General features: G+C 36.4%; 11 protein-coding genes, 1 riboswitch and 1 other annotated feature. Of the genes, 7 read left to right on the forward strand and 4 right to left on the reverse strand.

Annotation, left to right across the window (positions count from 1 at the left end):
- Positions 1-7: 7 nt before the first annotated feature.
- The gene (locus AZF04_RS10020; protein WP_061948573.1) at positions 8-208 is read right to left on the reverse strand and encodes a hypothetical protein; all 201 of its coding nucleotides are present in this window, start codon (positions 206-208) and stop codon (positions 8-10) included.
- 176 nt (positions 209-384) lie between these two features.
- Positions 385-614, forward strand: a binding site (T-box leader).
- Between the two features lie 93 nt (positions 615-707).
- Here AZF04_RS10020 and AZF04_RS10025 point away from each other — a divergent pair.
- Both AZF04_RS10025 and AZF04_RS10030 read left to right on the forward strand, forming a co-directional pair.
- A complete protein-coding gene (locus AZF04_RS10025; RefSeq protein ID WP_061948574.1) occupies positions 708-3,356 on the forward strand; it encodes a valine--tRNA ligase in 2,649 nt (882 codons plus the stop codon).
- Between the two features lie 122 nt (positions 3,357-3,478).
- Complete coding sequence (locus AZF04_RS10030) at positions 3,479-4,807, forward strand: bifunctional folylpolyglutamate synthase/dihydrofolate synthase (protein ID WP_061948575.1); 1,329 nt, start codon at positions 3,479-3,481, stop codon at positions 4,805-4,807.
- 433 nt (positions 4,808-5,240) lie between these two features.
- On the opposite strand, the gene AZF04_RS10035 is transcribed toward AZF04_RS10030, so the two are convergent.
- Genes AZF04_RS10035 through AZF04_RS10045 form a run of 3 tightly spaced genes read right to left on the reverse strand, consistent with a single transcriptional unit; the run spans position 5,241 to position 8,008 of the window.
- Positions 5,241-7,145 carry a hypothetical protein gene (locus tag AZF04_RS10035; protein WP_061948576.1) on the reverse strand — a complete coding sequence of 635 codons (1,905 nt, stop codon included), beginning with the start codon at positions 7,143-7,145 and terminating at the stop codon, positions 5,241-5,243.
- 1 nt (position 7,146) lies between these two features.
- Positions 7,147-7,590 (reverse strand): hypothetical protein, encoded by a 444-nt coding sequence (locus tag AZF04_RS10040; RefSeq protein ID WP_061948577.1) that lies wholly within the window; start codon positions 7,588-7,590, stop codon positions 7,147-7,149.
- Between the two features lies 1 nt (position 7,591).
- A complete protein-coding gene (locus AZF04_RS10045) occupies positions 7,592-8,008 on the reverse strand; it encodes a type IV pilus modification PilV family protein (protein ID WP_061948578.1) in 417 nt (138 codons plus the stop codon).
- A gap of 194 nt (positions 8,009-8,202) precedes the next feature.
- Here AZF04_RS10045 and AZF04_RS10050 point away from each other — a divergent pair, with 194 nt between their 5' ends.
- From AZF04_RS10050 to AZF04_RS10070, 5 genes are all read left to right on the forward strand, one after another.
- Positions 8,203-9,870, forward strand: a complete 1,668-nt coding sequence (locus AZF04_RS10050; RefSeq protein ID WP_061948579.1) for a GspE/PulE family protein — start codon at positions 8,203-8,205, stop codon at positions 9,868-9,870.
- An 18-nt stretch (positions 9,871-9,888) separates the two neighbouring features.
- Positions 9,889-10,929, forward strand: coding sequence for a type IV pilus twitching motility protein PilT (locus AZF04_RS10055; RefSeq protein ID WP_061948580.1), 1,041 nt, complete (start codon positions 9,889-9,891; stop codon positions 10,927-10,929).
- Positions 10,929-12,137, forward strand: coding sequence for a type II secretion system F family protein (locus AZF04_RS10060; RefSeq protein WP_061948581.1), 1,209 nt, complete (start codon positions 10,929-10,931; stop codon positions 12,135-12,137). Before AZF04_RS10055 ends, AZF04_RS10060 begins: the two co-directional genes overlap by 1 nt.
- 83 nt (positions 12,138-12,220) lie before the next feature.
- A riboswitch (cyclic di-GMP riboswitch) is annotated at positions 12,221-12,304 on the forward strand.
- 84 nt (positions 12,305-12,388) lie between these two features.
- On the forward strand, positions 12,389-12,802 hold the full coding sequence (locus AZF04_RS20685) for a type II secretion system protein (protein ID WP_082795300.1): 414 nt from the start codon (positions 12,389-12,391) through the stop codon (positions 12,800-12,802).
- A 66-nt stretch (positions 12,803-12,868) separates the two neighbouring features.
- The gene (locus tag AZF04_RS10070) at positions 12,869-13,633 is read left to right on the forward strand and encodes a prepilin peptidase (protein ID WP_061948582.1); all 765 of its coding nucleotides are present in this window, start codon (positions 12,869-12,871) and stop codon (positions 13,631-13,633) included.
- Positions 13,634-13,648 lie beyond the last annotated feature (15 nt).

The raw sequence follows: 13,648 nt of genomic DNA on the forward strand, positions 1-13,648 counted from the left end.
GTGAGTTTTAAATTAATTTCAACCATATAGCAAGATATAAAACGACCATTAAGGTTAAAAGGAAAACATCAAACACAGTTGGAAGAAAAAGAGTGCGAATAAATTGAAAGCACAGAAGTGGAATGAGAATTTGGGCAGCAATTCCGCGAATTCGACACCACCATGATGGCTTTTGGTTAGGATAATACCGGCTTTTGTTAAAACTCATTCGGGAAAACCTCCCTTTATTAAAAGGTTTATATGGATAGACTATGCACCTAATGAGAAAAAGGAGATAAAAGTCGTACAATATTTTCCTTAGGTTGAATAAAAGCAGGTAAATTAGGCGAAGCTGATATTGACATAATGATGACTATTGATTAAAATAACGATACAAATTGATATTAAAAGACGTTGAGTAGGAAGAGTATATTCAGAAGCTTCAAAGAGAAAGAAATCCTAGGCTGAGAGATTTCTTAAGATGGATGAATAGAAGGTCGCCTATGAGTCACTTTGTTGAAATAAATTAGGCAGAGTCGGAGTAACCGTTAACTTTTTTGAGTGTGTACATCTTCAGTATGGATAGATGTACAAACAAAGGTGGTACCGCGAATATAACTCTCTTCGTCCTTTGGATGTAGAGGGTTTTTTTATGTTCTAAAAAGAAATAAATCTTTACAAAAGATGATGGATTTGATGATTATATTCATAGAAATGGAGTGTATGAAATGGATAAAGAAATTCAAGAATTGGAAATGCCTACAAAATATGATCCGAAAGAAACAGAAAAAAAGTGGTATTCGAAATGGCTAGAAGGTAAGTATTTTGAAGCAACGGGAGATCCGAATAAAAAGCCTTACTCCATTGTTATTCCGCCACCTAACGTAACAGGAAAGCTTCACTTAGGTCATGCTTGGGATTTAACACTCCAAGATATTATTGCAAGAACAAAAAGAATGCAAGGATATGACATGCTTTGGTTACCAGGAATGGACCATGCTGGAATTGCTACACAAGCAAAGGTTGAAGCCAAGCTAAAAGAAGAAGGAACCAATCGATATGAGCTTGGACGTGAGAAGTTTTTAGAGAAGTCATGGGAATGGAAAGAGGAATATGCTAGCTTTATCCGAGATCAATGGTCAAAGGTAGGAATTTCAGTTGATTATTCAAGAGAACGATTCACTTTAGATGAGGGACTTTCCAAAGCGGTTCGGGAAGTTTTTGTTTCACTTTATCAAAAAGGTCTTATTTATCGTGGTGAATATATCATTAACTGGGATCCGCAAACTAAAACCGCTCTTTCTGATATTGAAGTCATCTATAAGGATGTTCAAGGCGCTTTTTATCATATGAATTATCCTTTGAGTGATGGAAGTGGTTCGATTGCAGTAGCGACCACCCGTCCAGAAACGATGCTTGGTGATACAGCAGTTGCTGTTCATCCAAATGATGAGCGCTATCAGCATCTAATTGGAAAAACGGTAACGTTGCCGATTACGAATCGTGAGATACCAATCGTTGCCGACGACTATGTAGATATTGAATTTGGCTCAGGTGCGGTAAAAATAACACCAGCTCATGATCCGAACGACTTTGAAATTGGTAATCGTCATAATCTAGAACGTATCTTAGTAATGAACGAAGATGGAACGATGAATGAAAATGCAGGCAAATATGATGGGTTAGATCGCTTCGATTGCCGTAAACAAATCGTTAAAGATTTACAAGACGCTGGCGTTCTTTTTGAAATTGAAGAACACATGCATTCTGTAGGTCATTCTGAGCGAAGTGGCGCGGTTGTTGAGCCTTATTTATCGACACAATGGTTTGTCAAAATGCAGCCATTAGCTGATGAAGCGATTAAATTACAGAATTCGGAAGAAAAAGTGAACTTCGTCCCAGAGAGATTTGAAGGCACCTACTTACGTTGGATGGAAAATATCCGTGATTGGTGTATTTCTCGTCAGCTTTGGTGGGGACATCGCATACCTGCTTGGTATCATAAAGAAACAGGTGAGCTTTATGTGGGACATGAAGAGCCTAGTGATATTGAAAATTGGAACCAGGATGAGGACGTTTTAGATACATGGTTTAGCTCTGCTTTATGGCCTTTCTCAACGATGGGATGGCCAGATGAGAACGAAATTGACTTTAAACGGTATTATCCAACCAGTGCTCTTGTAACTGGATATGATATTATTGCTTTCTGGGTATCCCGAATGATATTCCAAGGCTTGGAATTTACAGAAAAACGCCCCTTTAAAGATGTATTAATTCATGGATTAATCCGAGATTCAGAAGGGCGAAAGATGAGTAAGTCACTTGGTAATGGAGTCGATCCAATTGAAGTCATTGATAAATATGGTACTGATGCACTTCGCTATTTCTTAGCTACGGGCAGCTCGCCAGGTAATGATCTTCGTTTCTATTGGGAAAAGGTCGAATCAACTTGGAATTTCGGGAATAAAATTTGGAACGCTTCTCGTTTTGCCTTAATGAATATGGAAGGTTTAACTTATGATGAAATTGATTTAAACGGTGAAAAATCGATCGCTGATCAATGGATTTTAACCCGTCTTCAGGAAACCATCTCTGATGTAACTCGATTAACAGAGGTATATGAATTTGGGGAAGTAGGAAGAATTTTATATAACTTCATTTGGGATGATTTTTGTGATTGGTATATTGAAATGGCAAAGCTTCCATTATATGGTGAGGACGAAGCGGCAAAGAAGATGACTCGTTCCGTTTTAGCTTATGTGTTAGATCAGACGATGCGTCTACTGCACCCATTTATGCCGTTTATTACCGAGGAAATATGGCAGCACTTACCTCATGAAGGAACGTCAATAACAGTAGCGGCATGGCCTACACACCAAGAGGAATTTGTTTTTCCACAGGCTAATCAAGATATGCAGCTGCTTAAGGAAATCATTCGTTCTATTCGCAATACCCGCTCAGAGCTTAATGTACCTATGAGTAAGCAAATCGAAATGCTACTACAAGCAAAAGATGAACAAATTTTGGAACAGCTAAAACGTGGAGAAACTTATTTAGAAAAATTCTGTAACCCAAGTAAATTAGAACTAGGGACGAATGTAACGGCTCCAGAAAAATCAATGTCGAATGTTTTAAGTGGAGTAGAAGTTTATCTACCACTTGCCGGACTATTAGATATTGAAGAGGAAGTGAAACGTTTAGAAAAAGAAGTAGAAAAGCTTAATAAAGAGGTAGAACGTGTAGAGAAAAAGCTTTCTAACCAAGGTTTTCTTGCTAAGGCACCAGAAAAAGTGATTGAAGAAGAAAAAGCAAAACAAAAGGATTATTCTGAAAAGCGCGATGCTGTAAAAGCAAGAATACAAGAATTACAAAGCTAATGGATTAGAGAAGTGAGCTTAAGAGCTTGCTTCTCTTTTTAATACCAATTAAATGGATAGAAAAAAGCTAGAGGTCTTTGTATAATAGAGTAGTCAAGTCAATTATTTAGGGGTTGGAATTCGTGAAAAAGTCAGAAGAGGTTATAGATTGGATTCATTCTTTATTATCTTTTGGCATTAAGCCAGGGCTAAAAAGGATGGAATGGATGCTCGATACTTTGGGTAATCCAGAAAAGAAATCAACCTTCATTCATATAGCAGGTACAAATGGAAAAGGATCAACCGTTAGCTATTTAAGGAATGTTTTACAATCTGCTGGTTATTCAGTTGGGACATTTACTTCACCATACATAGAATGCTTTGAAGAGCGAATATCTTTAAATGGTCATCCTATTTCAGAAGAGCACTTAGTACAATCCGCTCAACTGATTCGTCCGCTTGTCGAGGAGCTTGCACAAACAGAGCTAGGATCACCAACTGAATTTGAAGTGATTACAGCGATTGCCTTTAACTATTTTGCTGAAATGAAGCCTGATATTGTTTTAATGGAAGTAGGATTAGGCGGAAGGCTGGATTCAACTAATGTATTGACTCCTATTGCATCGGTTATAACCTCTATTGGCCATGATCATATGCATATTTTAGGTGATACTTTAGAAAAAATTGCCTTTGAAAAGGCGGGAATTATAAAGCAGGATATACCGGTTATTTCTGGAGTGAAACAAAAGCAAGCACAAGAGATAATCAGAAAAGTGAGTAAGCAAAAAAATGCCGCACTCTTTCAAATAGAAGAGGATTACGATTACAAAAAAACAAAATGGAATGAACAAGAGCAACATTTTAAATTTCAGTCTCAATTCTTAACAGTAGATGATGCGGTCCTGCAAATGAAAGGAGAACATCAAATCCATAATGCTAGCGTAGCATTAATGGTATTAAGCCTTTTACATGACAAGCAACTTATAAAGCTAGAAAAAAGTCATTATACTGTAGGGATAAGAAAAACAAGCTGGATTGGAAGGTTTGAGGTACTTCATTCCTCGGCTCCATTCATTGTCATTGATGGAGCTCATAATGAAGAAGGCTTGTTGGCACTGAAGGAAACACTAGTAAATCAATATCCTACTAGAAAATACCGCTTCGTTTTTGCTGTAACAAAGGAGAAGGATGTGAATCGGTTACTGGCTCCTTTTAGTAGCATCGATTTGAACATTTTGTTTACAGGCTTTAACTTTTTTCGAGCCGCTGATCCAGAAGAGCTTTATAAAAAATCGGATATGACTAAAAAGTCATGGGAAGCAGATTGGCATAAAGCGATATCATCAGTAATAAAAGAATTGCATGCAGACGAAATGCTCGTCATAACGGGTTCTCTTTATTTTATATCAGATGTAAGAAAAGCATTTAAAAATGGAGAGCTTTCATTCAAAGAGAATAAACACTATATGTGAGTGGATTTCATCATTGCTCTATAAACAAATAAAACCGAACGTTTCTTATAAAATATGATTTAAACGTTTGCGAATGAACTTCATGATTGAAACGGTAGGTAGTGACTCCCAACGCAGTCTGAAGATCCACTCTGGCGAAGCTCTGCGTAGTCAGAGTTAGCTGAAGACAAGCCCTTGGGAAAGCATCTACCTAAAGTGAAAATCAAAAACCAAATCGTTCGGTTTTGATTAAAAGATATGAATGATGAAATTGATTCATGTAAAAAGAAACGAGTCCGATTCATTAATGGGACTCGTTTTTTTGCAGTACGTAGAAGGAATAATATATTAGCGTAAGCTCCTATGCTTGATTAGTTTTTGTCCGATTCTTCTTTTTCTAGCTTTCATTTATGAGAGGTATTTCATTCTGCACTTTTAATATTTAAATAGGTATTTAAGGGATGCTGTGAAAATAAGAAGATAAGTTTAGCTCCGTATAAGGTTTTCGGGAGGCTGTTTTTATAAGTGAATTTGAGCGGTCATTAACAATGTTTACATAGTGTAAGGTACCTCCGATATTGAAAGCAGTGCTCTGACTCCAGCTGCTATTAAATGTTACGTCTGAATTGATATAAGCATCACCACCAACTGTTGCCACTACATTTTCTGTAATTTGTAACCCACTGTCCGCAAATAAATGATTCGTAACAGTAAAAGAAGAATCTTGAACAGTCGTAATTCGCCCTTTAGTCAGTAAATCACCTTCAATTTGAAACATAATGTTAGAGGATAAATCAATGCTTCCTTCTGTCTGTAAATAGTTATGAACGTTTAAATGATGAGCTTGTGCAATCGTAAGCTTTCCACCGACGAACATACGATCCTCTGCCGTAATACTACTACCATGTGCAGTCAAAACGTCACCTTGAATGATAAGAGGACCTCCAGAAGTGATTTTTGCAGAGTTACCAACGTTCAATTCACCACGAACGTTTAACTGATTTTGACTATTCACTTGACCACTTTGCTTAATATATAGGGATTTCGTGTTAATATCATTAGCTTGTATTTTGGCATTTGAATTTTCTAATACGATATCATTTTCAACGAGCAAATTCCCGGGGATATCTAAACTGATTCCTGAATGTAAAAGGATAGATTGAGCTTGAATATTTTTAGTATGAATCGTACTATTACTTGATTTGATTATGAGATTTCCGTTAGCGATAACCGACTCTTCAACCAGCATCTTACTATTTGAATTTAAGGTGACATGAGTCGTAAAGAGTCTTTTTGCTGTCAAAGCTGAGTTCGAAGCGTCTAGCTGAACATCACGAGAAATGACTAAATCATTCATCACAGTAAGTTCACTTTGAGAACCGATTACTAAGGAATCAGACTCAAGATGAGTAGCTGCTATTTTTGAAGCGGCTGGTTTAAGTAATAACTGATTCGTTATTTTCATTGGACCATTTATAGTAGCTTCAGAGGCAGAGCTTAAGGTTAAGTTATTCGAATAAAGCTTTCCAGCTATTAAAAAAGAAGGGGAAGGCTTAAGGGTAATATCTTTTTCTGAATAAAGGTAATGAGCAACATTCAAAGTGGCTTGATGAGAAATATCTATAGCTGCATTGGTTAGTAAAGACCCGTTTGTTAAATGAAGAGTCGTTTCATTACCAATGATAAATTGATGGGTATTCACTTTAATAGAGCCTAGAGCTAGAGGAATATACGTTCTTTGTTTAGTAGAAAGAACGCCATTTGTTTGATTGCAGGTAATATCATTTCGAATGACTGCTTCTTCAAAGTCAGTATCCTTTGGATAAGAAAATTCACCTACTAAACAAGTGATTTCATAATCATAGTTAGGCTTGCTCCAATCATATTCATCCGGAGAATCATCTTCTGTTTCTTCCTCAAAGGGAACATTTACGGTTAAATATCTTTTATTCATTGAAATAACGTCTTGCTGTCCTTCAATTGAAAGCTGCACTAAGCTTGAATCCATTAATATTAATGAATTGGCATCCTCTAATAAGGTTTTGGCTACACCTGCTTTTGTTTGTACTAATTCTCCCGCTTGATTAATTTCGTAAAAGACGATTTCATTTCCAACTTGAACAGCTAAATGATTTTTCTCGATTTCACTTAGGTAAGAGGATTGTTCGATATGATGTTTCATTTCTGAAACGAGCGTTTGTACATTAATTCGTTCATGGGAGGATTGAATGACTAATTCTTGTGCTTTAAATTGATGTTGATAGATGTACATAGCCCCAGTAAAAATAAGAGCTAGTAAACTAATCGCTGCTAAAAGCTCAATGATAGAGAGTCCTTTCTCATTCAGATATTTCATCATATTAGCTCTCCTCCAAACGCGTAGTTTGCCAATCTATAATCTCAAGACTAGATATTTGATTACTAGATTTATAAATCTTGATTAAAGCCTCGGTTTGGCGATGGTAAAGGTTGTTTCCTTCTTTATTCTTTGCTGTACTTGTAATCTTTATAGAATCAGCAAGATAAACGCAGCTCACGTCTATTTGATAATCATTGACCTCTGCTAAAAAAGAATTTTGACAAAAGGACTCAGCTTGAGCTGGGTGCTGATAAATGAGGCTAATCATTTGTTCAATTCCTGATTCAGCCGCAAAGCTAGCCTTAATTTGCTCTGAACGAATCGAATGCCCTTTATACTCGGTTGACAAAATGTTAAATAAAAGAGCTAGAGCTAATAAAGTAACGGTTATAACAACTAATAATAATGGCAAAGCTACTCCTCTTTGATTGAAAAGGATCTTCATATTATGATTCCTCCTCCTCAACAAATAACATCGTTTTGAGAGTAATTGGATCACGAGCTAAAGGACTATTTGTTCTAGTACTCGTGACGCTAACCGTAATCTCAATAAGTGAGGGTTGTATGTTTTTCATTTCAATCGATAGCTGAAATAAGCCATCAGAAGAATGGATGATTTCATTTTTTAACTGGAAAAAGTCATCGTCTGATTTCAAGGATGAATCTCTTGCAAAACGAAGAGCCTCAAGCTCACTTTGAGCGAGCAATGTTGCGGATAGCCTTTCCTCGTTTAACTTATTAGCAGAAACACTATTACCTATTAGTCCAGCGAATACTAATGTGAAGGTAGTCAGTAATGCTAAAGAGACAATAACCTCAAGTAATGTAAATCCTTTTGAGTGATTTTTTCTGGTATGAATCATCTTATTTAGAACCTCCCATTCTGAGGGTATGAAAAAAGTAATAGTTTTTTCTTTCCAAAATTAGGACTTTATTATACAATAAACGAAAAAGAACTAGATATAAAGTCTTTATTTTATGTAAAATAATTTCTTTTTATAGGTCTTTATTTCAGAAGTTGCTCTCCTGCCTATAAATTAGAACAAGGAGGAAAGAAATGGCTCTGACGCAAAGGAAACGGCTCGGTGATTTATTAGTAGATGCTCAAAAGATTACAGAGCAGCAGCTGCAGCAGGCTCTTTCTACTAAGAAGCCAGAACAAAAGCTTGGTCATTATTTGATGAATGAAAAATGGATAACTGAGGATGAGCTTCTAGAGGTATTAGAAATTCAACTTGGGTTAAGTCGAGTTCATTTAAATCGATATCCTTTTGAGCCTCATCTATTTCGTTTAGTTTCAAAAGACTTTGCCAAAAAGCATGAATTAATCCCTCTAAAACAATCAGGAAACCAATTATTAGTGGCAATGGCCGATCCAATGGACTTCTTTGCGATCGAAGATTTACGAATGCTAACATCCTTTCAGATTGAACCGTGTTTAGCAAAACGAGAGGAAATCATAAGAGCTATTGAGCGTTTCTATCAATTAGATAGTAATGTCATAACAGAACTATCACAAGAAGCTGAGGTTCAAGGCTCTCAGGTCGAAGAAGCAGACTCTGATGAAGCGGCTCCGATGATTCAGTTAGTTAATCAAATTTTATATTCTGCCTATCAGCAACGTGCTAGCGATATTCATATAGAGCCATTTGAAACGAGGGTATATATTCGATACAGAATTGATGGGACATTAAGGACAGTTCGTACGTTTCCAAAAGCCGTACATCCTGCTTTGACGGCAAGGATTAAAATAATGGCTCAATTAAATATAACGGATTATCGTCTACCTTCTGATGGACGGACAAAATTTTCATTAGAAGGAGAAGAACTCGATTTAAGAATTTCAACGCTACCTACTATATTTGGAGAAAAGATTGTCGTTCGGTTATTAAATTCAAAACAACTTATTCTGAATCTAGCAGATTTAAATTTTTCTACTGATAACGAAAAAATTTTTCGCCAATTAATAGAAAAACCTTCTGGATTAATTTTAATAACAGGACCAACTGGCTCTGGAAAGACATCAACTTTGTATACAGCTATTCATCATTTAAACAAGGAAGAAAGTAATATTGTGACGATTGAAGATCCGGTGGAATATCAGTTAGAAGGCATTAATCAAGTTCAAGTAAATCATCAATTTGGCTTAACCTTTGCTAAAGGTCTTCGTTCGATTTTAAGACAGGATCCAAACATTATTATGATAGGGGAAATTCGTGATAAAGAAACGGCAGAAAATGCGATAAGAGCCTCATTAACTGGTCATCTCGTTTTTAGTACATTACATACAAATGATGCGATAGCTTCAATACCAAGGCTTATAGATATGGGGATGGAACCCTATTTAGTAGTATCAGCTTTAACAGGAGTGTTAACACAGAGATTAGTGAGAAGTGTGTGTACAGAGTGTAAGGTTTCTTATGAACCGACTGAAATGGAAAAGGAATTATTAAGAAAATATCAAATAGAAGCAACGACTTTATATAAAGGAGTTGGCTGTCCTGCTTGTGATGATAGTGGCTATTTTGGAAGAATCGTCATTCATGAGCTGCTACAATTAAATGCCAAATTAAGAGATATGTTAATGAATCAAGAATCATTGACTGTTCTAAAAGACGAAGCGATAAAAGAGGGGATGAATATTTTAATAAAGGATGGGTTAGAAAAAGCGGTAAAAGGTATCACAACGATTGAAGAAGTATTAAAAGTAGCATTGGAGCATTAAGAAAGATGGAGGTTGAGCATGAAGAAAAAAGCGGAATCACTATTAACGGAAGCTTTTAATCGAGGTGCGTCAGATATTCACATTACAGTAGGTATCCCTCCTATGTTTCGAATTAACGGAGAGCTTATGAATGCTAGAGAGAGTCTTGTAAAACCAGATGAAACGAAAGAGTTAGCAAAGGCATTAATTCCCTCTTATTTATGGGAGGAATTTAAGAAGAAAAAGGATATTGATTTTTCTTATGGAATTTCGAATGTCTCTAGATATCGAGTGAATGCTTATTTTCAAAGAGGTTGTGTCTGTTTGGCAATTCGGGTCATTCCCACTTCTATTCCTAGCTTAGAAGAATTAAAGATGCCAGAGATAGTAAAGGAATTAGCACAAAAGCCACATGGATTAGTATTAGTGACGGGTCCTACGGGCAGTGGTAAATCAACAACTCTCGCATCTATGATCGATTATATTAATCGTCATTATAATCGTCATATTATAACTTTAGAAGATCCGATTGAGTACTTACATAAGCACAATAAAAGCATCATTAACCAACGTGAAATCGGTTCTGATACTCATCATTTTGCTAATGGCTTAAAAAGCTGTCTTCGTCAAGATCCCGATATTATTTTAGTAGGGGAAATGCGTGATAATGAGACGATAGCTACAGCGATTACGGCAGCCGAAACAGGACATTTAGTATTAGGAACCTTACATACGACTGATGCTGCCTCGACGATTGATCGAGTGATTGATGTATTTCCACATGAACAGCAAGCACAAATTCGAATCCAGCTAGCTTCTGTACTAAACGGAGTGATTACCCAAAGGTTATTTAAACAAAAGAACTTTCAAGGAAGAGTGGCTGCTACTGAGGTTTTAATTAACAATGGAGCCATTCGAAACTTAATCCGTAACGAAAAAATCTATCAAATTCGCAGTGTCATGCAAACGAGCAAAGCTCAAGGTATGCATACGTTAGATATGTCTCTTCACCAATTAATTCAGCAAAATCAGGTGAGTAGAGAAACCGTTCTGCCATATTTAACTGAAGGAGTCGTATGATGGCTCTTTATTCATATGAAGGAAAACAAGTAGATGGAAAAAAAGTATTAGGGAAAATTCAAGCGGCTTCGGCTTTTGAAGCAAGAGATTCCTTACAAAAACGGGGAATCATCGTGCTCCAGGTCTATCCGTTAAATGAATGGCTTAATAAAGAACTGAATCTGGGTGTAAGGACGGTTAAAAATCAAGAGTTTGTATTATTTTTGAGACAATTTTCGACTTTACTAAAGGCAGGAATTCCGATTGTTAGCGCTATCCAAGTATCTGCTGAACAAACTGTTAGTAAACCACTTAAAGGAGCGTTACATCAAGTAAAAGAAGAGGTGAATAGTGGTATCTCTCTATCTGAGGCTGCCAAAAAGCATCCGACTATTTTCCCTGAGCTCTTTGTTAATATGATATTTGCTGGAGAGGTTGGTGGTAACTTAGATGAAATCGTGGATAGGCTTGCTACCAGCTATGAAAAACAGCATCGAACGAAGCAAAAAGTAATAGCTACCTTGACCTATCCATTAGTTGTAGGCTTCTTTGCCCTACTTGTTGTTACGTTTTTATTAACCTTTGTTGTGCCGATGTTTGTTAGTATGTTTGCCAATATGGATCAGGAGCTACCTTTCTTAACCATTTGGGTGATGAATGTTGGTGAGTTTATGACATCCTTCTGGTGGATTCTATTAGTAGTCGTTTTTTTAATCCTTCTATTTATTTTGTATGTGAAAGAAGATCAAAGGCTATTGTATTATACCGATTACCTGTTATTGAAAATTCCCTTTGTTGGAAAGCTTCTACAAAAAGCGGTGCTAGCTCGTATGACTAGAATGATGAGCTCATTATTTGCTAGCTCCGTCCCCATTTTAGATGCAGTAACTATTGTGGAGAGAATTATAAAAAATCAGGTGGTTAATTCTGTATTAAAAGATGCTCGTTCGCACTTAGAGAGAGGTGAATCTATGACCACTCCTATGAAAGAACATTGGGTTTTCCCTCCATTAGTAACTCAGCTCATTTCGGTAGGTGAAGCAACAGGAACTTTAGATTCTATGCTGGAGCAAGTAGCGAGCTATTACGAAGAAGAGGTAGATGCAGGAACCGAACAGCTAAAAGCCTTTATTGAACCAGTTATGATTGTAGCTATTGCATTACTTGTAGGAATAATCGTGCTAGCGATTATGATGCCGATGTTTTCCCTTTTTGAAAATATCAGTTAAAAAGAACTAGACAATAAGTCTCTATTTGTATAAAATTTCATTATATAGAAATTATTTCAATTAAAGAGAGTATTTCCTTGCTTTATAAAATTGGATGCGTTGAATGGTTATCTTTATGTGGGCACTTGGATAATCAGGAGCAAGTAGTGCAACCGGCCAAGTTTGTAAATAAATCAGCTTAGACTGAAGCATTAAAAACTTAGCTCTAATGAGGAAACCAATATTTATGAGGAGGAAGAAACATGAAGAAAATGGTAAAGCGCCTAAAGAATGAACGAGGTTTAACTTTGGTAGAACTGCTAGCCGTTGTAGTGATTTTAGGTATCATTGCAGCCATTGCTGTCCCAAGTATCGGAATGATTATCGAAAATAGTAAAAAGGATGCCGCGGTTTCGAACGCCCAACAAATCCTCAATGCAGCTCAGCTTTATAAAGCAGGAACAAGTAGCGTAGATGGGGATCTTGGACACGATCAGCTAAAAGAGTATTTAGAAGGTGATGGAATAATTAATCCGTGGGACGCTAGTACTCCAATAACGGAATATTCCGTAACCTTAAATTCTAGTGGATCAAATGAAGTAGACATTACTTTTCCGGGGAAATGTACAATTAGCGGTACTTCCCAACAATTAACAAGTAAAGGTAGAGATGCTTGTGGTAGTTAGGTGTAAAAACGAAGAAAGCCTATCTCAAGGATAGGCTTTCAATATCTAACATAGAGGGGTGAGTGAATGGTAGAGTGGATTCTTTATAGCTATATTGCTTTAGTCGGTTTGTGCTTAGGTTCTTTTTATAATGTAGTTGGATTGAGACTACCGATAGGTACGCTTTGGGACAAAGCTCGCTCGTATACTCCGTGCTGTCAAAGAAAGCTCTCCACCAAAGAGTTAATTCCTCTATTTTCCTATTTATTTTTACATGGAAAATGCCTTACATGTAAAACTCGAATATCTCCCATTTATCCCAGTATTGAATTCTTAACAGCGCTTTTATTTATATTTGCTTTTTGGAAAATTGGGTTTCAAGTACAACTGATTGAAGCTTTTTTATTGATTTCTCTTTCATTAATTTTAATCGTTTCTGATATGCGCTATATGTTGATTCCAAATAAACTTCTTTTATTTTTTACGGCTCTATTCATAGGATGGAAGCTTTTATTTGTTCCATTAGATATGTGGGGAGATTTTATATTAGGGGCTATGATAGGATTTATCGTCTTGTTGGTTGTCGCGATTGTTAGTAAAGGTGGAATGGGTGGAGGAGATATAAAATTATTTGCATTGTTAGGTTTTGTTCTTGGCTATAAGCTAGTGATTTTAACCTTTATGCTTTCTTGCTTTTTAGGAGCACTCATTGGAGGTTGTTTAATGTTAATGGGAGTTGTTAAACGAAAGCAGCCTATTCCGTTTGCTCCTTTTATAGTAGTAGCAGCCTTAGTTAGTTATTTTTATGGAAATCAAATGATTGACTGGTATTTCGCCATTAGTAACTTATAGAAAAAACAAATCGGA

This window comes from Alkalihalobacillus trypoxylicola, assembly GCF_001590785.1.
Classification (GTDB): Bacteria; Bacillota; Bacilli; order Bacillales; family Bacillaceae_D; genus Alkalihalobacillus; species Alkalihalobacillus trypoxylicola.

Coding starts and splice junctions, on each gene's coding strand:
- AZF04_RS10045 (WP_061948578.1), bottom strand. CDS start 8,008: ATGATTCATACCAGAAAAAATCACTCAAAAGGATTTACATTACTTGAG.
- AZF04_RS10020 (WP_061948573.1), bottom strand. CDS start 208: ATGAGTTTTAACAAAAGCCGGTATTATCCTAACCAAAAGCCATCATGG.
- AZF04_RS10040 (WP_061948577.1), bottom strand. CDS start 7,590: ATGAAGATCCTTTTCAATCAAAGAGGAGTAGCTTTGCCATTATTATTA.
- AZF04_RS10060 (WP_061948581.1), top strand. CDS start 10,929: ATGGCTCTTTATTCATATGAAGGAAAACAAGTAGATGGAAAAAAAGTA.
- AZF04_RS10035 (WP_061948576.1), bottom strand. CDS start 7,145: ATGATGAAATATCTGAATGAGAAAGGACTCTCTATCATTGAGCTTTTA.
- AZF04_RS10070 (WP_061948582.1), top strand. CDS start 12,869: ATGGTAGAGTGGATTCTTTATAGCTATATTGCTTTAGTCGGTTTGTGC.
- AZF04_RS20685 (WP_082795300.1), top strand. CDS start 12,389: ATGGTAAAGCGCCTAAAGAATGAACGAGGTTTAACTTTGGTAGAACTG.
- AZF04_RS10050 (WP_061948579.1), top strand. CDS start 8,203: ATGGCTCTGACGCAAAGGAAACGGCTCGGTGATTTATTAGTAGATGCT.
- AZF04_RS10055 (WP_061948580.1), top strand. CDS start 9,889: ATGAAGAAAAAAGCGGAATCACTATTAACGGAAGCTTTTAATCGAGGT.
- AZF04_RS10025 (WP_061948574.1), top strand. CDS start 708: ATGGATAAAGAAATTCAAGAATTGGAAATGCCTACAAAATATGATCCG.